General features: G+C 72.4%; 16 protein-coding genes. 9 read left to right on the top strand and 7 right to left on the bottom strand.

The genetic code is table 11. The annotated features are described in order from the left end of the window. Positions 1-50 precede the first annotated feature (50 nt). Positions 51-665 carry a TetR/AcrR family transcriptional regulator gene (locus tag ACH4U8_RS08870; RefSeq protein WP_360314257.1) on the bottom strand — a complete coding sequence of 205 codons (615 nt, stop codon included), beginning with the start codon at positions 663-665 and terminating at the stop codon, positions 51-53. A 204-nt stretch (positions 666-869) separates the two neighbouring features. On the opposite strand from ACH4U8_RS08870, the gene ACH4U8_RS08865 reads away from it, so the two are divergent. Both ACH4U8_RS08865 and ACH4U8_RS08860 read left to right on the top strand, forming a co-directional pair. Next, on the top strand, positions 870-1244 hold the full coding sequence (locus tag ACH4U8_RS08865) for a nitroreductase family deazaflavin-dependent oxidoreductase (RefSeq protein WP_360314259.1): 375 nt from the start codon (positions 870-872) through the stop codon (positions 1242-1244). A 279-nt stretch (positions 1245-1523) separates the two neighbouring features. After that, on the top strand, positions 1524-2798 hold the full coding sequence (locus ACH4U8_RS08860) for a sensor histidine kinase (RefSeq protein ID WP_395776367.1): 1275 nt from the start codon (positions 1524-1526) through the stop codon (positions 2796-2798). Positions 2799-2819: 21 nt separating this feature from the next. Here ACH4U8_RS08860 and ACH4U8_RS08855 read toward each other — a convergent pair whose 3' ends face one another. Both ACH4U8_RS08855 and ACH4U8_RS08850 read right to left on the bottom strand, forming a co-directional pair. Beyond that, on the bottom strand, positions 2820-3728 hold the full coding sequence (locus ACH4U8_RS08855) for a PDR/VanB family oxidoreductase (RefSeq protein WP_395776365.1): 909 nt from the start codon (positions 3726-3728) through the stop codon (positions 2820-2822). A 22-nt stretch (positions 3729-3750) separates the two neighbouring features. After that, complete coding sequence (locus ACH4U8_RS08850; protein WP_395776991.1) at positions 3751-4380, bottom strand: MSMEG_1061 family FMN-dependent PPOX-type flavoprotein; 630 nt, start codon at positions 4378-4380, stop codon at positions 3751-3753. Positions 4381-4511: 131 nt separating this feature from the next. On the opposite strand from ACH4U8_RS08850, the gene ACH4U8_RS08845 reads away from it, so the two are divergent. Then, positions 4512-5153, top strand: coding sequence for a TetR/AcrR family transcriptional regulator (locus ACH4U8_RS08845; RefSeq protein ID WP_395776363.1), 642 nt, complete (start codon positions 4512-4514; stop codon positions 5151-5153). Between the two features lie 43 nt (positions 5154-5196). On the opposite strand, the gene ACH4U8_RS08840 is transcribed toward ACH4U8_RS08845, so the two are convergent. Next, the gene (locus ACH4U8_RS08840) at positions 5197-6747 is read right to left on the bottom strand and encodes an alpha/beta hydrolase (protein WP_395776989.1); all 1551 of its coding nucleotides are present in this window, start codon (positions 6745-6747) and stop codon (positions 5197-5199) included. Positions 6748-7294: 547 nt separating this feature from the next. On the opposite strand from ACH4U8_RS08840, the gene ACH4U8_RS08835 reads away from it, so the two are divergent. Continuing rightward, positions 7295-8488 carry a hypothetical protein gene (locus tag ACH4U8_RS08835; protein ID WP_395776361.1) on the top strand — a complete coding sequence of 398 codons (1194 nt, stop codon included), beginning with the start codon at positions 7295-7297 and terminating at the stop codon, positions 8486-8488. A 183-nt stretch (positions 8489-8671) separates the two neighbouring features. Here the strand turns inward: ACH4U8_RS08835 and ACH4U8_RS08830 are convergent, their stop codons facing one another. After that, entirely contained in the window at positions 8672-9538 is an 867-nt protein-coding gene (locus ACH4U8_RS08830; protein ID WP_395776987.1) for a ketopantoate reductase family protein, read from the bottom strand. A gap of 244 nt (positions 9539-9782) precedes the next feature. Here ACH4U8_RS08830 and ACH4U8_RS08825 point away from each other — a divergent pair, with 244 nt between their 5' ends. The 4 genes from ACH4U8_RS08825 to ACH4U8_RS08810 all read left to right on the top strand — a co-directional run bounded on the left by ACH4U8_RS08825 (position 9783) and on the right by ACH4U8_RS08810 (position 14881). Continuing rightward, a complete protein-coding gene (locus ACH4U8_RS08825; RefSeq protein ID WP_395776359.1) occupies positions 9783-10679 on the top strand; it encodes a LysR family transcriptional regulator in 897 nt (298 codons plus the stop codon). Positions 10680-10917: 238 nt separating this feature from the next. Next, positions 10918-12462 (top strand): glycosyltransferase, encoded by a 1545-nt coding sequence (locus ACH4U8_RS08820; protein WP_395776357.1) that lies wholly within the window; start codon positions 10918-10920, stop codon positions 12460-12462. 164 nt (positions 12463-12626) lie between these two features. Then, the gene (locus ACH4U8_RS08815; RefSeq protein WP_395776355.1) at positions 12627-13376 is read left to right on the top strand and encodes a PIG-L deacetylase family protein; all 750 of its coding nucleotides are present in this window, start codon (positions 12627-12629) and stop codon (positions 13374-13376) included. A gap of 80 nt (positions 13377-13456) precedes the next feature. Continuing rightward, positions 13457-14881: an MFS transporter gene (locus tag ACH4U8_RS08810; protein WP_395776353.1), complete on the top strand. Its 1425-nt coding sequence runs from the start codon at positions 13457-13459 to the stop codon at positions 14879-14881. A gap of 43 nt (positions 14882-14924) precedes the next feature. Here the strand turns inward: ACH4U8_RS08810 and ACH4U8_RS08805 are convergent, their stop codons facing one another. Both ACH4U8_RS08805 and ACH4U8_RS08800 read right to left on the bottom strand, forming a co-directional pair. Then, entirely contained in the window at positions 14925-17096 is a 2172-nt protein-coding gene (locus ACH4U8_RS08805) for a hypothetical protein (protein ID WP_395776351.1), read from the bottom strand. Between the two features lie 89 nt (positions 17097-17185). Then, on the bottom strand, positions 17186-18811 hold the full coding sequence (locus ACH4U8_RS08800; protein WP_395776349.1) for an MFS transporter: 1626 nt from the start codon (positions 18809-18811) through the stop codon (positions 17186-17188). A 307-nt stretch (positions 18812-19118) separates the two neighbouring features. On the opposite strand from ACH4U8_RS08800, the gene ACH4U8_RS08795 reads away from it, so the two are divergent. Next, on the top strand, positions 19119-21140 hold the full coding sequence (locus ACH4U8_RS08795; RefSeq protein ID WP_395776347.1) for a M4 family metallopeptidase: 2022 nt from the start codon (positions 19119-19121) through the stop codon (positions 21138-21140). Positions 21141-21209 lie beyond the last annotated feature (69 nt).

Genomic DNA, 21209 nt, shown 5'->3' with positions numbered 1-21209 from the left:
GCCCCCGGCGCACGACGCGACGCAGACGCACCGTTGCGCCGGGGGGCGCGCTATCCCCTGCGGGCTTCGAGGGCGTCCAGGATCAGGTCCAGGCCGTAGCCGAACTCGCTCGTGTGGTCGTAGTCCGGCCGGAGGGCGTGGTCGACGATCATCTCCGTGAGGTACGGCAGCTCGTCCGCCGACACGTGCGCCAGGATGCCGCCGACCACCTCTTCGACATCGTCCGGGGTGGTCACCGGCAGGTTCGCCTCCTGGAGGACGTAGCCGCCGATGTAGCTGTCGACGAGCGAGACGGCGTGCGCGGCCATCGCCAGGGTGAACCCCGCCTCGCGCAGTACGCCGAGGACGGCGTCGTGGTGGCGCAGTGTGGCCGGGCCCGGGTTGCGGCGGGAGTCCATCAGGCCGAGGGCCCAACTGTGCCGCGACAGGACCGCGCGCGCGGAGCCGGCGCGTACCCGGATCGCGTCCCGCCAGTCGGCGGACCCGGCGTCGGGCAGCTCGATCGCGGTGAACACCTCGTCGACCACGCCGTCCAGGATCGCGTCCTTGTTCGGCACGTGGTGGTAGAGCGACATCGCCTCCACGCCGAGTTCCTGCGCCACCTTGCGCATCGTGATCGCCTCCACCCCGCCGCGATCCGCGACCCGGATCGCGGCTTCCAGCACGCGGCTCCTGCTGAGCGGGCGGCGTGGCGCGGAGGGTTGCCGGGCCCGGCGTGCTTGCGGCGGTGGTGGCGGGGCGGGTGGTGACACGGCAGCTCCAGGTGGACGGGCGGGTTGACAAGCTTACATGCGTAAGTCAGCCTTACGAGCGTAAGTCCCCGGTCGCGAAACGCACCGGGAGGTCGACCGATACGGAAGGGGATCTCGATGCCGATGCCCAGGTGGTGGGGCCAGGTGAACAAGCGGGTGTTCAACCCGCGGGCGATCGCCGGCGGGAAGTGGCCGGTGCTGACCCACGTCGGGCGCACGTCCGGCGCCACGTACCGCACGCCGATCGACGCGCACCCCGTGGACGGCGGCTACCTGTTCGTACTGGTGTACGGATCGGGCTCGGACTGGGTGCGCAACGTGCTGGCGGCCGACGGGGCGCGGCTTCGGGTCGGGGGCCAGGAAGTGCAGCTCGCCGCCCCGCGCCTGGTCGGGGAGACCGAGGCGTTCCAGGCGCTCGCGTCGGACGTGGCCCGGCCGCCGAAGTTGTTCCGCATCACCGAGTTCCTCCGCATGGACCGGGTCGCCGGCTGACGTGCGGGCGCCGGTTCGACGACCCGGCCACCCGGCGGCCCGGCCCGCGCCGTGCACCGGGATCCTCGCGCCGACCCTCGCGAGGATCCCGCCCGGCGCGGCGGCGGGCGAGCACCCTCCCGGGATCGCCCCGAACCTCGTCGCGACCGTGCGACCTGCGCGGACGGGTATATTCGCTCCGCCGATCGATCGAGGCCGGCCCCCGGGACGGCCCCTCGGCTCGAACACGGTTCCGCCCGTCTCGTGGTGATCATCCACGAGCCGTGAAGGAGAGCGACGATGGAGCCCGACCACGCGGGGGCGACCCGCGAGACGAACGGGGCCGGTCGCGCTCGCCGAGCGTGCACCCGGTGGCTGCGCACGGCCGTCACCGTTCGCACGGTGCGCAACGACGTGCTGATCGCACTCGTGGCGGGCGCCCTCGACGTGCTCTCCTATGTCTCTCCCGAACAACGCGACGTCATCGGCGTCACGCCGGCGGGAGTCGTGTTGTCGGTGCTGGGCGCCCCCTTCCTCGTCGCGCGTCGACGCCGTCCGATGGCGGTCCTCACGGCGGTGCTGGTGACCCAGGCGATCTTCCTGGCCGTGGTCGGGCCGACCACGCACAGCTATGGCGGCGTGATGGCGGTCGCCGTGTACACCGTCGCCCGCTATCGGCCGACCCGCGACATCGCGATCGCCGCCGGCGCGAGCATGGCGGTGCAGGTGCTGCGCTCGGTGCGCGGTGGCGGGGATCTGGTGTTGCCGATCCTGGGCGACCTGGCGTCCACGGTGCTGGTGGTCGGGGTCGGCATCGCCACGGCCAGGTGGAAGCAACAGCGCGCCCAGGTGCGCGGGTTGCTGGCGGAGCGCGCGGTCGCCGAGGAACGGCGGCGGATCGCCCGGGAGTTGCACGACATCGTGTCGCACCACATCACCACGATGAACCTGATGTCCGGCGGTGCCCGGGCCACCCTCCGACGCGATCCGACGACCGCCGAGGACGCGCTGCGCACCCTGGAGGGGTCCGGCCGGGCCGCGCTCGGCGAGATGCGGCAACTGCTGGGCGTACTGCGCGCCGGCGACGGCCCCGAGGAGGCACCGACCGGACCGCAGCCCGGACTGCGCGACCTGGAGCGCCTGTTCGCCGAGTCGCACGCGGCGGGCCTGCCGGTGCACTACGAGGAGGTGGGCGAGCGTCGGGAATTGCCGCCCACCGCGGAGCTGACCGTGTATCGGATCGTCCAGGAGGCGCTGACCAACACGCGCAAGTACGCGGGCGACGCCCGGGCGTTCGTGCGGGTCGGCCATCTTCCCGATCGGGTCGTGGTCGAGGTGCTCGACGACGGCACGGGCGGCAAGCCGGCCGCGGGCCTGGGCGGGAGCGGGTACGGCCTGTTGGGCATGCGCGAGCGGGTGGCCCTGCACGACGGCACCCTGGACTGCGGCCCTCGCCCGGAGGGCGGCTTCCGCGTCGTCGCGGAGCTGCCCCTGCCGCCGGACGACGACCCGGGCCGCCGCCGCGAATCGGCGCCCACCGCCGACGGCGACTCCCCCCGACCCTCTCCCTCCTGAGCTCCCGAGCGTCCCGTCCGGTCAGAGGTCGAGGACCAGTCGGGGCGACCGGGCCCGGGACACGCAGGCGTACATGCGACCGGCGGGCGGGCCGATGTCGTCGCGGTGTTCGGGTTCCCCGGCGACGACGGTGAGTTCGCAGCTCCCGCACACCCCCTCGCGGCAGCCGGACGACACCGGGTGTCCGGCGTGGCGCAGCGCGTCCAGCAGCGACTCGTCCGGTGGGACAGGAACGACGCCGCCCGATCGGGCGCACACCGCCTCGAACGCGGTGTCCGGCCCGAAGCTCCTGGCGACCGGACGAAAGCGCTCGAAGTGCAGGCGCTCGGCGGGGAAGACCTTCTCGGCCTCGGCGAGCATCGACGCGGGGCCGCAACAGTAGACCAGCGTATGGGGATTCAGGCCCGCGGCCGACAGGCCGAGATCGAGCCCGCCGTGTTGCCGGCCGGCGACGACGCGCACCCGATCGCCGTGGGCGGCGCGCAGTTCGGCGACGAACGGCATGGTCTCGACCGATCGCCCCGCGTACACCAGCGTGGCCGCGGCGCCGGCCGCGGCGGCGGCCCGCAACATCGGCAGGATGGGGGTGATGCCGATGCCGCCCGCGAGGAACAGGTACTCCGGCGCGGCCACGAGCGGGAAGTTGTTCCGCGGCAGCGAGACTTCCAGGGTTCGACCCGGGCGCAGGAACAGGTGGACGTATTCCGAACCGCCTCGGCTGAGCGGTTCGTGGCGTACCGCGATGCGGTAGTTCTCCCGGTCGGCCGGGTCACCGCACAGCGAGTACTGCCGGGTCAGCCAATTGGGCAGGAGCAGGTCGATGTGCGCGCCCGGTTCCCACGGCGCGGGCGGGCCGTCCGCACCGCGCAGGAGGAGGGAGACGACGCCTTCGGCGATCGGGTCCAGCCGGTCGAGAATCATCCGCTGCATCGGACATCACCTGGTGCCATGGTCAGTACAGCTTCCGGTAGGAGGATTCCAGGCTCTGGTCGATCAGGGTCGGATCGATGTCGAGCCCGAGTTGGCCCACGACGGCCTCGCCGGCCGAGGGCAACTCCGCCGCGAGGGACTGGCTCGCCGGATCCCACAGCCGGGACCGGATGAGCGCGCGACCACAGTGGAAATAGGCCTGCTCCACCTCGACGATCAGGGCCAACTCCGCCGACCGGCCCTCGGTTTGCATGCGGGCGAGCACATCGGGCTCGTCGGTGGGATAGGCGCGGCCGTTGACCCGCAGCGTCTCCCGGAGTCCGGGGATCAGGAACAGCAGTCCGACTCCGTCGTTCTCCGCGAGATTGCGGAAGGAGTCGGCGATCCGGTTGCCGGGCCGGTCGGGAATCGCGAGCGTGTGCTCGTCGAGGACCTTGACGAAGCCCGGATGGTCACCGCGCGGCGAGCTGTCCGCACGACCGGCCGCATCCGCCGTGGCCAGTGCCAGGAACGGGGAATGGGCGATGAAGCGGTGGAAGTGCTCGTCGATGCGGTCGAGAATCTTGGCCCGGGCCAGCGCCTCGGGCTCGCCGAGCCGGGCGCGGACCTCGTGCGGTGCCACCCGCCGAGGGCGGGTACGGACGTCCGTCATCATGGGCTCCTTCCGGGTGGGTGCGGCAGCGAGCCCCCTCGCTTGCCGCTCCGAAGCAGGTCGGGGCACTATTGTGAGCAATTGTTCGCGTCCTGCGCTACTCGCGTTCGGACCGCTCGCCGGGAGGTGTCGTGACGTCGGACGGACGCCGGCTTCAGCCACGTAAACAGCCACGTCAGGTGCGGGCCGAGCTCACCAGGCAGCGCATCCTCGCGGCGGCTACTCACGTTTTCGCCGAGTACGGCTACGCCGCCGGCACCACCAACCGGATCGCGGAGCAGGCCCGGATCTCGATCGGTTCGCTGTATCAGTACTACCCGAACAAGGACGCGATCCTGCTCGAACTGGTGAACCGCCACCTCGATCTGGGCGCGGCCGCGATGCGGCAGCGGCAGGACGAGGAACTGCCCGACTCCATCGAGGAGATCATCCGCGTCTTCGTCCGGGTCGCGATCGGGAACCACCTGGGCGACACACAGTTGCTCCGGATCATGGCCGAACAGGTGCCACAGTCGCCCCGGTTGTCGGAGCGCATGGACCGCCTGGAACGGGAACGGAGCACCTACCTGCGGGAGTTGCTCGACCAACACCCCGAGGTTCGGGTCGACGACACCGAGACCGCGGCCCGGCTCGTGGTCTCCACGGTCGAACGTGTCGTCCACCATCTCATCGCCGCACCCGACCCCATCGACATCCCCAGGTTCGAGAACGAACTCGTCGCCATGCTCACCCGCTACCTCACCGCCGCACCGGCCGACCGGGAGCCGGGGTGACCGCTCACCCCGGTCCCGGTCGACGGTTTCGGTGCCCCTCGGGCTACTTCACGCAGGTCTGGTCGGTGCCGGGCAGCCGGCCCGTGGCGAGGTAGGCGTTGACCCTGTCGTCCACGCAGGAGTTGCCGTAGAGGCCGTAGACGGCGTGCCGGTTGGCGCCCTGGAGGGTGAGCAGCCTGGAACTGGGCAGCAGGCCGTGCAGGGCGACGCTGCCGACGTAGGGGGTACGCGGGTCGCCGGTGGCGGCCACGATGAGCATCGGGACGTCGCGCCGCACCCGGGTGGGCTGTTCACGCGGGTTGTCCCAGAAGGCGCACGGCACGATGTTGTTCGTCATCGGGCCGAACAGCGGGTGGGCCGCACGGCTGCCTTCGATGTCCCGCCAGTACTGTTCGAGATCGTGCGAAACGGGCACGTCACCGCACATGATCGCGGATTGCACGCTGCCGGTGGGCGAGCCCTCGGCAGTCAACATGACCCGCAACAACCCGGCGAACTCGGGTGACAGCGGGGCCGGTTGTCCGGCCGCGGCCTTGACCAGCGTGGCCAGCATGTCGGCGAGGTTCGCCCGCGCGGCGTCGGTGTCGTCGGCGTCCCCGACCAGGAGCAGGAACGGTACCCGGGTGTCGTCGAGCCGGTAGACCTCGGGCGCGGTGCCGACGGTCAGCGGAGTGCGCGCGGACGTCTCGACGAGCCGGTCGATCGTGGCGAACACGTCGGCGCGCGTGGCGCCGAGTCCGTAGGTGCCGTTCCGCAGCGCGGCCCAGTCGGCCCACGCGGCCAGCGCGTGCTCGTTCTCGCCCTCGGTCCCCTGCAACGCCCGGGAACTGTAGCGGTTGGGGTCGAGCGCCCCGTCGAGGACGATCCGGTCGTAGCGGCCGGGGAACATCTGGGTGTAGACGGTGCCCAGGTAAGTGCCGTACGAGTAGCCGAAGTAGGAGATCTTCCGCTCGCCGAGGGCGGCTCGGATGACGTCCATGTCGCGAGCCGTGTTGCGGGTGCTGACGAACGGCAACACCGCCGCGTTGCCGGCCCGACAGCGGTCGGCCAGGTCCTTCTGCAACGCCACCTGGCGCTCGAAGCTCGCCCGGGTCAGGCCGGCCGCGAAGAGGTTGGTGCCGAGCGGCCATCCGCAGTCCAGTGGTGTGCTGCGGCCGACGAAACGCGGGTCCATGCCGATCACGTCGTAGCGCGCGCCGACCTCCTTCATCGCGGTCCGCAGCTCCGGCGTCATACCGATCCCGGCCCCGCCCGGACCACCGGGGTTGCTCAGCAGCGCACCGATGCGGTGGCGCCGGTCGGTGGCCTTGATCCGCGATATCGCGACGGTGATCGTACGGCCCCGCGGGTTGGCGTAGTCGAGCGGGACCGTCACGTCCGCACAGCGCGCGCCCGCCTGCTCCAGGGCGCGGCCCGACGCGTCGTCCGGACCCAGCACACAACTGCCCCAGTCGAGCCGCTGATGGAGGTAACGATCCAGCCCGGCACCGGACTTCGCGATGCCGTCCGAGTCCGCGGCGTCGGTGGCCCCGGCGGCCGACGCGCTGCCGAAGGTCGCGGTGAGGCACGCGACCAGGGCCAGGCCCGCGGCCATGGCGCGGCGACGGTACGGGGCACCGTCGCGGCGGGAGGTGGGCTCGTCGGGATGGTGGGGACTCGTTCGGATCGCTGACGTTCTGGTCACGTTCGTCTCCGGAGATCGATCCGCAGCCGTGTCCGACACCCGCCCGATCGTGGGTGGTTGCAGCACCGTCGTTCCGACGCACCGCGGCCGGTCGACCCGTGGTCCGGCCCGGACTTCCCGAGGCTCACAGCCGAAGTCCGGTGTGTGATGCGGGAGTTGGGCCATGGACGGTGGGTAGGCGCGGGCGATTGCAGGGAACTCGGCCCGGTCGGGCGGGTGTGCGGGGGGCGCGCGGATGCCTGGTGTGAACGTGCCCGACCCTACGAACGCGGCACACGGCGGGCATTGGCCGACCGGACGAGGAGCCGGGTACGGATTCGTCGCCCCGACCGATCCTCGCCACGTGTGACGCCCCATAGAATCGCCGGCCGCACCGCGACGGGAGGCCGCCGGGACCTCCCACGACCCGGCGGCGGCCGCCTTGATCGCATGCCCCCCGTGTGCTTCGGTGAGGCCCGTGGATCCACACGCGCTGTTGCTCGACCAGGCGCCCGCACACCTGCTGGGCGACATCCTCGACCGCCTGCCCGCCGGGACCCGCGCGGCGGTGTTCGGGGAGTGGCGGTTGCCGGGTGACGCGGTGCTCAGGCATGTCGTCGACCGGGGCGACGGCGCGGATCGGGCCATGCTCGCGGCGAACCGGGCGATCGGACCGGACCTGCTCCTGCGGCTGGCCACCGACGCCGATCCCCGGGTCGCGACCGCGGTGTTCGGCAACGCGGACGCGTCCCGCGAGGCCAAGCTCGCGGCCCTGCCCAGGGTTCCGGTCGGCGAGCACCTGCGGGCGAAACCGGTCCGGCGTCCCCTGCGCGCGGGATGGGATCTACAGCTCCGCGTCTACCCGTTGGTGGAGTCCGACGATCCCGCGCTGGTCGCCGCCGCGCTCGCCCGTCTGGAGTTCGCCTACAACCGGCACGGCGCGCCGGCGGTGTTGTTGCGCGGTTGCCTGAGTCTGCTGCGTACGGCCGGGCCGGCGGCCGCCGCTGCGGCCCGGGCCGCCGTACCGCCGTTCCCGGACGACCCGCAACTGCCCGAGGTGGTCCGGCGGGCCCTCGCGGAACCCACCGACGCGGCCCTGCTCACGCACGCGCTCGACCACGAGACGAGCGCCTCGGCCGTGGTGGCACGCCTGTGCGTCAAGTCGGGTTCCGGCGACCCGACCCTGGCACTTTCGGCGCCGCGCGGAGCGCTGGACTGGGCGCGGATCACCGTCGCGGTCCGCGCCATGGACCGCGACGCGCAGGTCCGGACGACGCTGGCCCACCAACCGGGTTGCCCCGACGAACTGCTGCCGCGCGTACCCCGATTCCGGCGTCCGTTGGGCTCCCTGGTGCGGCCCGCGCACGCCCGGCGCGCGCTGTTCGCCCAAATGGCCACCGGTGCCCACTTCGAACGCGAGGTCGGGATCGCCTTCGCGACCGGCCTGCTGCGGGCCGCCCCGATCCTGGACCGGGTGACGCCCGCGTACCGGGCGCTGGAGGTGTTCCGGGACACCCCCGACACCCGCATGGCCGATCTGCGGACGGCCCTGGGCGCGCGATCCAGGCTCGGGGACCGCGTCGAGGCGTGGGCGGTGGCCCTCGCGCTGCTCGCGGAATTCACCGGCACGGTGCCCGAACTCCTGGACGTGGCCGGGGCGGTGACGGCCTGACCCCGCTCGGCGTCCGGCGTCCGGCCCGGTGACGGCCGGACACGGCCCGGCGGACACACGTCGCGGCCCGCAGGGGGCACGACGTGCAGGCGATCGACGTCACCGATCGTCGGCGGGTGGTCCGAACGATTCGGGACGCCCCGAATCAAGGCGGGAGTTCGACCGCCCGGGAGGAAACCTCCCTCAGCCGGTCGTCAGTTCGGCGACCAGCCTGATCGCGACGGGCACCGGCGTACCGTGCCGGCCGGCGGCCCGCAGCAGTGCGCCGCCGATCGCGTCGAGTTCGGTGGCACGGCCCGCCTCCGCGTCGCGTTGCATGGACGACTTGGTGTGCGCGGGGAACGCGTCGTACAACGCCAGGGATCGCGCGGGATCGACCGGGACACCGCAGGCGCCGCTCACCGCGGCGGCTTCCTCGACGAGCGCGACCAGTTCCGCGCGTCGCCCGGTCCGCACTTCGCCGATGGTGAGCCCGTAGCGGGTGGTGAGCAGGGCGAAGGGCGCCAGGAAGGCCAGTTTCGCCCATAGGACGGCGGCCTCGTCCGCCACCGTCCGGGTGCGTACGCCGGCGTTGGTGAGCATGGCCGCCACCGGGTCGAGTCGCTCCGGGGGGCCGGCCAGGTCGATCTCGGTGAACGGGCTGCCGTGTTCGATGACGCCCGGCGCGGTGCGCGTGGACTCGACCCGGATCACGCCCGGTGCCACGTTTCGTGCGCCGTAGTGGTCGCGCAGCAGGGACGGGTGCTCGATGCCGTTGAGCAGCGGCACGATCAGGCCGTTACCGAGCGCCCGTGGCGGTATGCGTTCCAGTGCGGCGGGCAACACGGTGTGCTTGACCGCGATCAGGCACAGATCGACGGATTCGCGCAGTTCGGTGTCCGCCTCGACCCGGGCGGTGAAGTCGCCGAACTGCCCGCTGTGCACCCGAATGCCATCGGTCCGCAGGGCGTGCGCGGTCGCCTCCCCCGCGATACAGATCACCCGGTGGCCGGCCCGTGCCGACACGGCGGCGAGCAGCCCGCCCACCCCTCCCGGGCCCAGCACCGCCACCGTCCACGGGCGTGGGTCGGGGGCGGCGTCGGCAACGGCGGGGTCGTTGAACGGAGTCGGAGCAGGCACGGACGGTTCCTCTCGGTTGCGGTCGAGGGTCGACACCTGCCGCACCGGGCCACACCCGTCCGGACGGGGGCACCTGGATGCGGGCAGGTTGCCGCCCGGTTCGATCATCGAACCGGGCATCCCCCAAGTCAATCCTCGGCTTTTCTGCCAACTACCCAAGCTCTACCTTTGGTCCATGACTCTCGATGATCTCCGTGTCTTCGTGGCGGTGTGCCGGGCCGGCAGCCTGAGCGCCGTCGCCCGGGACCTGTCCTGTACGCAGTCGGCGGTAAGCCAGCATGTGAAGCGGCTGGAGCGGGAGACGAAGGTACAACTGCTGGAACGCCACCCCCGCGGCGTGGCCCCCACCGCGGCGGGTCGCCTGCTCCGAGCGGCGGCGGCCGACGGCATCGCCGGCCTGGACCTGGCTCTTCGTCGCCTCGACGAACTGGCGCGTGGCGAGGCCGGATCCGTACGCATCACCACCGGTGCCACCACCGTGCGGCACTTCATGTCCGAGGCCGTCGTCGCCTTCCGCAACCGCTATCCCCGGGCCGGCCTGGAGTTTCGCACCGAGACCTCCAGCCGCAGTTGCTTCGACGCGCTCGCCTCCAACACCCTCGACCTCGCCTGGATCACCATCGGCGGCCCGATGCCCGGCATCCAACAGCGCCGCGTCGCCGAACTGCCCTGGGTGCTGGCCGTCCGCGCCGACGATCCGCTCGCCGACCGCACCCACATCGAGGCCGCCGACCTCGGCGACGTCCGGCACATCAGGCTGCCGGAGGACTCCTCCTCGCGGGCCCACCTCGACACGGCCTTCGCGAAGCTGGGCATCCACGTCACGTCCGACGCCGGAATCGCCGACTGGGACACCGCCATCCTGCTGGCCGAACTCGGCCTCGGGCACGCCGTGGTACCCGCGCTGCCCGATCGGCGCACCGCCGGCGGGACCGGCCCGGTGCGTTTCCTGCCCATCCCCGACCTGCCGCGCCTGCCGGTGGGCTGGGCCGTCCGGCGCTGGGACGACCTCACCCCGTTGGCCAGGGCCTTCGCCGACAGCGTCGCCCCCGACGACACACCGGACGGGTGACCGGCGGGGCGGGAAGCGGTCCGGCGCGTCGGGGCGGACGCGGGACCGGTCGGGGACCGCCGGCTCAGGCGCCCGGGACAGCGCGGGATCGATGGTGAATGGCAGGCGCTGCGATCCGGGCCGGCAGCAAGGCTCGGATCCGCATCCGGAAGTGAATCCGGGTTCGAGACCCGGACCGACGGATGCCGTGCCGCGGCGCCACCGCCGTTCCCGCTCCACGCACAGCAAGGCGACCACCATGATCCGCACCCGGTACGGGCCGTTCCTCCCCCGCCCCGTCGCGCGTTCCACCGGCAGCGCCGATACGGCCACGACCCGCCCGATCCGGCCCCGCGCGCCGCACCACCCGCCCGCGCCGACCTCGCCGCTGCCCGAGGTCGAACTGCCGGCGACCCCGATGTCCCGCCTCGAACACCTGATCGGGGCGACCCGGCTCGCCGAGGTGCGCGGCGCACTGCGCGAGGCCCGCGAGCACCTGGACGGGCGCGAGGTCTGGCACGTCAGCGACAATCCGACCCGCGGCGGGGTCGCCGAGCTGCTCCGGACCACCCTGCCCCACCTGCGCGGTGAGGGCATCGACACCCGGTGGGCCACGATCGAGGGCAGCCGGGCGTTCCGCGCCCTGACCAAGGCGCTCTACTACCGGATGTGCGGGGTGGCCGCCCACACCCACCGGGACCCGCCCGACCCGGAAGCCGGCCGGTCCCTGTACGAGCGCATGACGGGCGCCGCCGCGCAACGCCTGCTCGGCGTCGTCGGCCGACGCAGCGTGGTCGTACTGCACGACCACCAGACGGCGGGCCTGATCCCGTACCTGCGCGAAGCCGGCTGCACGGTGTTGTGGCAATGCCACGTCGGCACCCCGCTCGACCCCGAACCGGCCGGTCCCGCCTGGCATTTCCTGCGTCGATATCTGTCCGCCGCGCACGGCTTCCTGGCGTCCTACGACGGAGCACTGCCCGCCGGGCTGCCCGACGTGCCGGTGCACATCCTGTCGCCCTCGATCAATCCGCTGTCACCGAAGAACGTGCCGCTGCATCCCACCGAGGAGGCGTCGCGGTTGCTGGCGCGGCTGGAGGTCTTCCCGGAGTCGGGGCACCGCCCCGCGGACCCGGCGGCCGGCTCCGGCTTCGCCGATCCGCCGCAGCACCTTCCGCGGCAACTCGGGCACACCGCAGAGCCGTTGCCTCCGGGCGCACCGCTGGTCACGCAGGTGAGCCGCTGGGACCGGGTCAAGGACATCCCGGGCGTGATCGAGGCGTTCACCGACCACGTCGATCCGGACTTCGGCGCCCACCTGCTGCTCGCGGGACCGCGGGCGGCCGGCGACGCGCAGGCCGAACAGGTACTCGCCGAGTGCCGTGCGGCCCGCGAGCGTCGGCGGGACCGGTCGGCGCGGGTGCACCTGGTGGAGATCCCCACGGATCATCCGACCGAGCACGCGCTGACCATCAACGCCATCCAGCGCTGCTCGACCGTGGTGCTCCAGAAGAGCCTCGCGGAGGGCTTCGGGCTGACCGTGTCCGAGGCCGCCTGGAAGGGGCGGCCGGTGATCGCCTCGCCGGTGGGCGGCATCCGACAGCAGATCCGACACGGCCGCTCCGGACTGCTGTTGGCGCACCCGCGCGATCTGCCGGGGCTCGGCGCCGGCATCGACCGACTGCTCGCCGACCCGGCGTACGCCCGGGAGTTGGGCGACAACGGACGCCGGCACGTGCGCGGACACTTCCTCACCGACAGCGGCGTGTTGGGCTTCGCCCGGATCCTCTCCGGTCTCGCGTAGGACCCGAGGAGGAAGCCGAGGACGGACCCGGGCGGAGACCCGAGCCGGGACCCGAGGCGCGAGCCGGGGTGACATCCGAGGCGAGAGCCGAGACACCCCTCCCGGGCCACACCGACCCCGAGCCGACGCCCACACATCCACTCCGACCCCAAGGATCGATCACCATGCGCATCCTCGCCCTCGGCGCCCACCCCGACGACATCGAGTTGTTGTGCGCCGGCACCCTCGCCCACTACCGGGCCCGGGGCGCCCACGTGACCATCGCCATTCTCACCAACGGCGCCCCCGGGGCCCCGACCACGCCCGCCGCCCCGACCCCGATCGCCCGCACCCGGGCCCGCGAGGCCCGCGAGGCGGCGTCCGTGCTGGGCGCCGACCGGATCATGCTCGGCCTGCCGGACGGCTTCCTGTACGACACCCCCGAGACCCGCCTGCTCGTCGTGGACGTGCTGCGCCGAACCCGCCCCGACGTGCTGTTCGCGCACCACCCGGACGACTACCACCCCGACCACCGGGCGGCGGGCGCCCTCGCGAGCGCCGCGCGGCTGTCGGCGCGCGAGCCCGGCATCGAGACCGGGCACGCCGCCCTCGACACGGTCCCGGCGTTGTTCCGGATGGATACGTTGACCGGCGCGAACGCGGGTACCCCGGACCTGTGGGTGGACATCACCGCGACCATGCCGACCAAGGAAGCCATGGTGTCGCGACACGTGAGTCAAAACGACCGGCGCCGCCGGCGCGGCGGCCACGACTTCGTGGACCTCGCCCGGCGCCAGGCCGCCCTGCGCGGCCGAGAGGTGGGCGTCGCGTACGCGGAGGCGTTCACCGTCGCCCGGGCCCATCCGCCGACGACACCGACCGACCTCGCGCTGCCCTGGATCACGCCCGCCGGCGCCCCGCCCGCCCCGCAGTAGCGCGGCCGAGGTCGTCGAGAAGGCGGACGATCTCCCACCCGAACAACGCTGTCCGCGCGTGAGAAGGGAGAACGACAGTCGTGCGCATCCGACCAGCCGCATCCGGCACCCGCCGCGAGTCGCCCCGACGACACCGAGAGCGGGTCGGCCGGCGCGGACTGTACGCCGTGTTCTTCCTCAACGGCATGGTCCTGGCCGGTTGGGCACCACGCATCCCGCAGGTCAAGGCCGATCTGCACCTGTCGGACGGGCAACTGGGCATCGCCCTGCTCGGCGTCGCGCTCGGATCGGTGCCGGCGATGCCGGCGGCGGGCAGGCTGGTCGGCCGATTCGGGAGCCGCGTCGTGATCCGGATCGCGCTGCCGGTCTACGCGTCGGCGATCGCCCTGCTCGCTCTCGCCGACACCCTGGTCGAACTCACCCTCGCCCTCGCGGTCCTCGGCGCCGCCGTCGGCACCCTCGACGTGGCCATGAACACCCATGCCGTCGACGGCGAACGCGGCGCGGAACGCCCGCGGATGGCCTCGTTCCACGGCCTGTACAGCGCGGGCGCGCTCACCGGCGCGCTGCTCGGCACGGTCGCGGCGGCGGGCGGCGTGCGCCCGGGCACCCAGTTCACGGTCACCGCCGCCGCGGCGCTGATCGCCGCGGTGCCGGCCGTCGCGGCGCTGCGCCCGGTCGGCCGGCACGGGTCCGAGCCGCGGCCCGGATCCACCGCCCGGACTCGGCCGGGACTGCGGGGGCGCCTGTGCCGGCTCAGCCTGCTCGGACTGTGCGTCCTGCTGATCGAGGGCGCGGTCACCGACTGGGGCACCGTGTATCTGGCGGATTCGGTACACGCCGGGCCGGGTGTGTCGGGCGCGGGCTACACGGTGTTCGCGCTGGCCATGACGCTCGGTCGGCTCGCCGGTGACCGGGTGGCCGCGCGCTTGGGGCCGGTGCGGGTCGTCCGCTTCGGCGCGCTGGTGACCGGGGTCGCCGCCGCCGCGGCGATCGCGGTGCCATACCCGTGGCTCGTGGTCCCCGCGTTCGCGGCCGTCGGCCTGGGCATCGCGTCCTCGTTCCCGCTCGTGGTGGGCGGCGTCGGCCGGCAGTATCCGGATTCCCCCGGTCCCGCGGTCGCCACCGTCTCCACGACCGGCTATCTCGCCTTCCTCGCCGGCCCGCCCCTGATCGGCTTCCTGGCCGGCCACCTCGGACTCCGCTTCGCCCTGCTGCTGCTCCCCACCCTCGCGGCCGTCGCCGCCTCCCTCGCCGGCCTCCTGTCCGAGGACCGCACCGCACGCGGCCCCCGGCGTCCCTCGCCCGTCCGGAGCAGGCGGCGTCGCGCCGAAACCGCCGTCGCCTCGACGGCGGGGACCGGGACGGGCTCGTCGGCGGCGCCGAGTTCGCCTTCGCGGGCGGTGCGCCGGCCGGCCCGCGGACACGACGAGGCCGGGGTGCCCATGGGCAGCCCGGCCTCGTGGTCGAGGGCGAGGAAAGCGAACGGACTAGTTCAGGAATGAGAAGGAAGTCCGTTCATGGCCTCGCCGCGGTCAACGTTAGCAGTCAGCCGGGGATCAGGTCGCGCAGGTTTTCCGGGGTGAAGATCCGCGAGCCGGGGTGCAGGCCGTCCGGGCGGGACAGGCCCAGGTAGGTGACGGGTCCGTCCGGGATCCTCTCGCCGTCCCACAGCGTGGTGGCCGTGGCCCGATCGGCCATCAGGTCGACGAGGTGTCCGACGGTGAGGTGTTGCCGCTCCAGCATGGCGCGCATCAACATCGCGGTCGTCACCCGATGTCCCTCGACCCGATTGGTGCTCGGGCCGCCCTGGAGATACAGGTGCAACCACCTGGCGTGCCACCGCCCGTCGCTCCCGCGCACGAAGGTCAGGGGCAGCGCGACCCGGCCCGGTCCGCGCAGGTCCGACTTCATCCGTACGGTACGCGGCTCGAAGGGGCGACCCTGCTGCTCGGCGTCGCGCAGCATGAAGCCGAAGAACGACTCCTCGACCTGCTCGAAGCTCTCGCCCGAGTAGATGTGGACCTGCGGCACGATGTAGGTGCCGCGGACCGCGTCCAGCCGCAGGTCGATGAACTCCGAGGCACCGTCCGGCGCGTCGGTGATGTCGCCGGAGTGGGTGCCGCCGATCTCGGTGAGGGCGGTGTACGACAGCCAACAGACCGTCTCGTACTCGTCGTCCAGCATCAGCGCGGAGAGGTCGTAGTCGGTGCACTCCTGCGTCTGCTTCCAGTACGCGAAGAACCGCAGCAGTTCGCCGTCCACGGGCGAGACCGAGCCGCGGGGCAGCACGCCGAGCCCGGCGGCCGTCGCCTTGCCGCTGAGCGGGAGCGCGACGTCGAGGATGTCGGGGTCGACGAGCAGGTGCCCGGCGGCCGGGAGCCGCCGCTGTGTCTCGGCGTCCAGGGCGGTGATCAGGCGCTTGCGCTCGGCCGGTTGCACCGGAGCCCGGGTGTCCTCGGCGGCCCACGCGCGGCCGAGCCGGTTGACGAAGACGCGGCCGGGCGCGGTGTCGTCGGTGCGGTTGTGGAAGTGTTCGCGCACCGACAACAACACTCGCCCGGAGACCTGTTCGGCGACCTGTGCCGCGGCGGCCACGACGACGTCGCGCTCCGCCTGGGTGCCGGCCGCGCGCAACAGCCGGTCCAGGGCGCGGAACAGCTTGCCGGGGGCGGCCGTCAGCAGCCGCGTCGCCCCGACGACGTCGTGCGCGCCGAGCAGTTGCTCGACCCGGCTGTCCAGGGTCGGGGCCCGGAACTCGCCCCGGGCGACCGCGAACACGTCGGCGGCATGCGGCCATTGCGGATACTCGTGCGGGTGCAGTCGCTCACCGAGGCGCTTGAACGCCTCGCGGTGCGCGCCGACGTCGGCGAGTTTGGCCGGGGCCGCCGCGACGACGGCGTCGAGGCCGGCGAGCAGGGCCCGGCGCACGGGACGCGACAACCCCCGGAATCGGGTCGGTACCACGAGTGTCACGTCGCCGCCCGCGAGCGCGCAGGCCAGGCGCAACACGTCGGTGACGGTGTCCACCAGCAGGTCCGCGCCGACGTCGAGGCGGGCCCGGTTGACGACGGCGCGGTTCTCCCGGATCGGGATCGCCTCGGGCTGGGGGCCGTCGACGCAGTGCCCGGCCAGCGCGGCGAGATCGCGCAGGCTCTCCTCGCCCAGGGGGGTGGTGCTGCCCGCCAGGGCCAGGTAGAGGGCGGTGATCTCGTGCTGCGGGTCGGCGCCCGAGTGCAGGACCGTGGTGCGGTCGCTCGCGGCGGCGATCAGCTCGTCGTGGGCGGCGAGCAACTCGGTGTACGTGTGCCGGTAGTTGCCGTAGGAGGGCAGCGTCAGCAGGTCGACCACGCCGGTGGCGAGCTGGGCCAGGGTGCGCTCGCGCGACGTGTCGTCGGCGAGCGCCTCGACGATGCACCGGGTCCAGAAGTCGAAGGTGTTCGGCACGTTGAGCGGGAAGTCGATGAAGTAGCTGTTGTGTCGGACGTGGTCGCCGACCATTGCCCGGACCGTGGGCAACGTGCGTGCGGCGATCTCGACGACCCTCTCCTCGGCCAGCCCCGACAGGCGCTCCAGCAGATCTCCCGACAGCTTGAAGCCCACCGACATCAGCGCGGCGTCGAACTGCCTTGCCGCGACGTCGCCTTGTCCGGTGGGCCCGGCGGGGAGCGGAACGCGGTGGGCGTGTCGGACAACCAGGGCTTCGAGAGTGTGGGCCATCAGGCATGATCCCAGAACCCGTCGAACCCCCGCACCCGGGTTTCCGAACGCCCGCCCGCGCAGCCCCGGCAGGGTCCACCGGACCGGACCTACTCGGCGACGGTGTCGACCGGTTTCGGCTCGGCGACGGTGTCGGCCGGTTCCGGCTCGGCGTCGGTGCGGACCGGCCGCTGCGGCCCTCGGACGAGGATGTACAGGAACAGGACGCCCATCACGATCACACCTGCCCACATGGCCTGTTGCCATCCGTCGACGAAGGACTCCTCGGCGGCGCGGACCAGTTCCCGGGCCTGCGGGCCGGCCGTGTGGGCGGCGTCGATCGCGTTGGCGACGCCTTCGCGGGCGGTGTCGGCCCGGTCCCGGGGGATGCCGTCGAGTCGGGTGTCGATGGCGCTTCGGTAGCCGGCGGACAACAGCGCCCCGAGCAGCGCGACGCCGAGCGCGGTGCCGAATTCGCGGGTGACGTCGTTGACGGCGGACGCCACGCCCTGGCGTTCGCGGGGCAGGGCGCCGGTGATCGCCTCGGTGGAGGGGGTCATCGACAGGCCCATGCCGGTGCCCATGGCGAGCATGCCGGGAAGCACGGACAGGTATCCGCCGTCCACCGAGACGATCGCCGCCATCAGCGCGAGGCCGAGGCCGGCCAGGGCGATTCCGATGGCCATGGTCGCCCTCGGGCCGATCCGCTCGGCAAGCGCGGGGGCCAGTCCGGAGGACGCCATCATCAACACGGCCATCGGCATCAGCGCCACCGTGGACAGCAGTCCGGACCAGCCCAGCACGACCTGAAGGAAGGGAAAGAGCACGACGAAGATGCCGGCCTGGACGCCGAAGACGGCCAGGAGCGTGATCGAGCCGCCGGCCAGGCCCCGCTCACGGAACAGGCGCACGTCCAGCAGCGCGGCGTCGCGGCGCCGCAGTTCCCAGACCACGAAGGCGATCGCGGCGGCGACACCGACGACGAGCGCGATCACGGTCGCGGGCTCGCCCCAACCGCGCTCGGGTCCCTCCTGCAGGAAGAGGACGAGGCCGACCACGGCGGCGACGGAGGTCAGCGCGCCGACGCCGTCGAAGGAGTGCCGGGAGGTCTCCCGGGAGTCCGGCACCGAGCGCACCGCCATGACCAGGGCGACGACGACCAGGACGACGGGCAGTACGAACAACCAACGCCAGTTCGCCACGTCGACCAGGGCGGCGGAGAGGAACATGCCCAGGATGCCGCCGCCGCCGGCGACCCCGGTCCACACGCCGATCGCCCGGCCGCGTTCCCCCTCGGGGAAGGTGGCGGTGATCACGGCGAGGGTGATCGGCATGATCATCGCCGCGCCGATGCCGGCCACCACACGCGCGGCGAGCATCACCTCGGACGAGGGCGCCAGTCCGGCCGCGGCACTGGCGAGGCCGAACACGATCAGGCCGGCCACCAGCATGGGCTTGCGGCCGAGGCGGTCGCCGACGGCGCCGAGCGGCAGCAGGAGCGCGGCCAGGCTCAGCGTGTAGACGTTGATCATCCACAGGATGGTGCTCTGCGAGGCGTCGAACTCGACGGCCAACTCGGGCTGGGCGACGTTGAGCCCGGAGACCGAGGCGATCACCGCCATCAGAGCGACGCACACGGCGATCAGGATCGTCCGGCGCTGCCGCGCGTCCGGCTCGCTCTTCTCGGGGACACCGGCCGGTCCGGCGTCCGCCTGCGGCGACTGGTTCAGGCTCATGGATTCCTCTCCCCGCACGTCTCGGCGGCGTCCGATGCGCGCAACGCTAACCCCATCCTGCCGCTCAGACATGTCACCTTGCCTATAACGCAAGAACAGCCTCCGGACGGAATACGACGCCGAAGACGGGCGCCGATTTGCCAGAACTAGCCGGATCCCGCCGACGCCTTCACCGGCTCCCCGCCCCCGTGTGAGTGTTTCGCTCGCTCGGACACAAGCCGGCCTGCACGGTCACCCGCGTCACTCACAAGGCGTACGCGGCGCAGGCCGGCGACGTGGTCGAGCCTCCCCCACCCAAGGAGTCTCGATGAACCGCGGAACGACCACGGCCGGGACCGTCCTGGCCCTGATCGCCGGACTGGCCATCGGCGCGACCGGCGCGTCCCCGGCCGGTGCCGACCCCTCCCCTCCCCCCGCAAACCCCCAGGCAATCGCGGTATCCGCTGCCGACCGGGCGGCCGCCGGCGGCCTGGACGCCCTCGCCAAGGGCCCGAACGAGCAGTACGAACGCCAACTCGTCACGCCCTGGGTCGACGACCTGTACTCGGTCGCGTACCAGCGCACCTACCGCGGCCTCCCGGTCATCGGCGGGGACGCGGTCGTCCTGGCCGACGGAAAGGGCCGGGTCCGCGCGACCCAGGCCGCCACCAACGCGCAGATCGCGGTCACCACCCAGCCGACCGTGTCGGCCGGCGCCGCCGAGACCACCTCCAAGGCCCAACTCGCGGTCGTGGACAAGGTCGAGTCGCACCGCCTGGTCGTCCGGGTCAAGGACGGCAACAGCGCGCTGGCCTGGGAGACGGTGGTGGCGGGTCGTACCGCGACCGCGCCCAGCAGGCTGCACGTGTTCGTCGACGCGAGCACCGGAGCGGTGCTCGACACCACCGACGACGTCAAGGCCGGCACCGGCAACAGCCAGTGGAACGGCCCGAACCCGCTGACCATCCAGACCAGCGGCTCCTACACCCTGCGCGACACCACCCGTCCCGGCCTGTCCTGCGCCGACTACAGCACCGGCCAGGTCTTCACGAAGTCCACCGACTCGTGGGGCAACGGCCAGGCGACGAGCAAGGAGACCGGCTGCGTCGACGCCATGTGGGCGGCGCAGAAGGAATGGGACATGCTGGGCACCTGGCTGGGGCGCAACGGGCACAACGGCAACGGCGGGAGCTGGCCGGTCAAGGTCGGCCTCAACGAGCTCAACGCCTACTGGGACGGCTCGACCATCACGATCGGCCACAACCAGTCGAACCAGTGGATCGCGTCGATGGACGTGATCGGCCACGAATTCGGCCACGGCATCGACCAGAACACCCCCGGCGGCACCAGCACCGAAGCCGGACTCGGTGAAGGCACCGGCGACATCTTCGGCGCACTGACCGAGGCTTACACGAACGAGCCCTCGCCGTACGACGTCCCCGACTACACCGTCGGCGAGACGGTGAACCTGGTCGGCCAGGGCCCGATCCGCTACATGTACAAGCCCTCCACCAACGGCGACCCGGACTGCTACAGCTCGTCCATCCCCAGCACCGAGGTGCACAAGGCGGCCGGGCCGTTGAACCACTGGTTCTACCTGCTGGCCGAGGGCACCAACCCCGGCGGCGGCAAGCCCGCCAGCCCGACCTGCAACAACACCACCCTCACCGGGGTCGGCATCCAGCAGGCCGGCAAGATCTTCTACGGCGGCATGCTGCTCAAGACCAGCGGTATGACCTACAAGAAGTACCGCACGGTCACGCTGAACTCGGCCAAGACCCTCGACCCGACCTGCGCCCTGTTCGCCAAGACCAAGGCCGCCTGGGACGCGGTCAGCCTGCCGGCCCAGCCGAACGACCCGACCTGCACCTCGAATCCGGGCGACCCCGACTTCTCGCTCGCACTGAACCCGACCTCGGGCAACGTGGCGCTCGGCGGCGACGTCACCACCGCGGTGAACACCACGACCACCAGCGGGTCGGCGCAGTCGCTCACCCTGACCACCTCGACCCTGCCCAGCGGGGTGACCGCGGAGTTCACTCCGGGCACCATCCAGTCGGGTGCCAACTCGTCGCTGAAGTTCTCGGCGAGTTCGACGGCGACTCCGGGTACGTACACGGTGACGGTCACCGCGACCGGTACCGCCACCCATACCGCGCAATACACGCTGACCGTCGGCAGCGGCGGACCCGGGTGCAACGCGCCCGCGTGGAACGCGAATTCGGTCTACACCAATGGCAGTGTGGTCTCCTATCAAGGCCACACCTACCGCGCCAAGTGGTGGACCCAGGGCGAAGTCCCCGGAACCACCGGCCAATGGGGGGTGTGGGTGGACCTCGGCGCCTGCTGAGCCGACCCGCGGACAGTCGACTCCGGTAGCCGACCCGCCCGATCGTGCCGCCCGGTAGGCCCGTCGTTC

Origin of the sequence: Embleya sp. NPDC020886 (assembly GCF_044333915.1) — a bacterium.
In the GTDB taxonomy this organism is placed as follows: domain Bacteria; phylum Actinomycetota; class Actinomycetes; order Streptomycetales; family Streptomycetaceae; genus Embleya.
The sequence above is the reverse complement of the archived record's forward strand: the minus strand, read 5'-3'. Positions and strand labels throughout refer to the sequence as shown.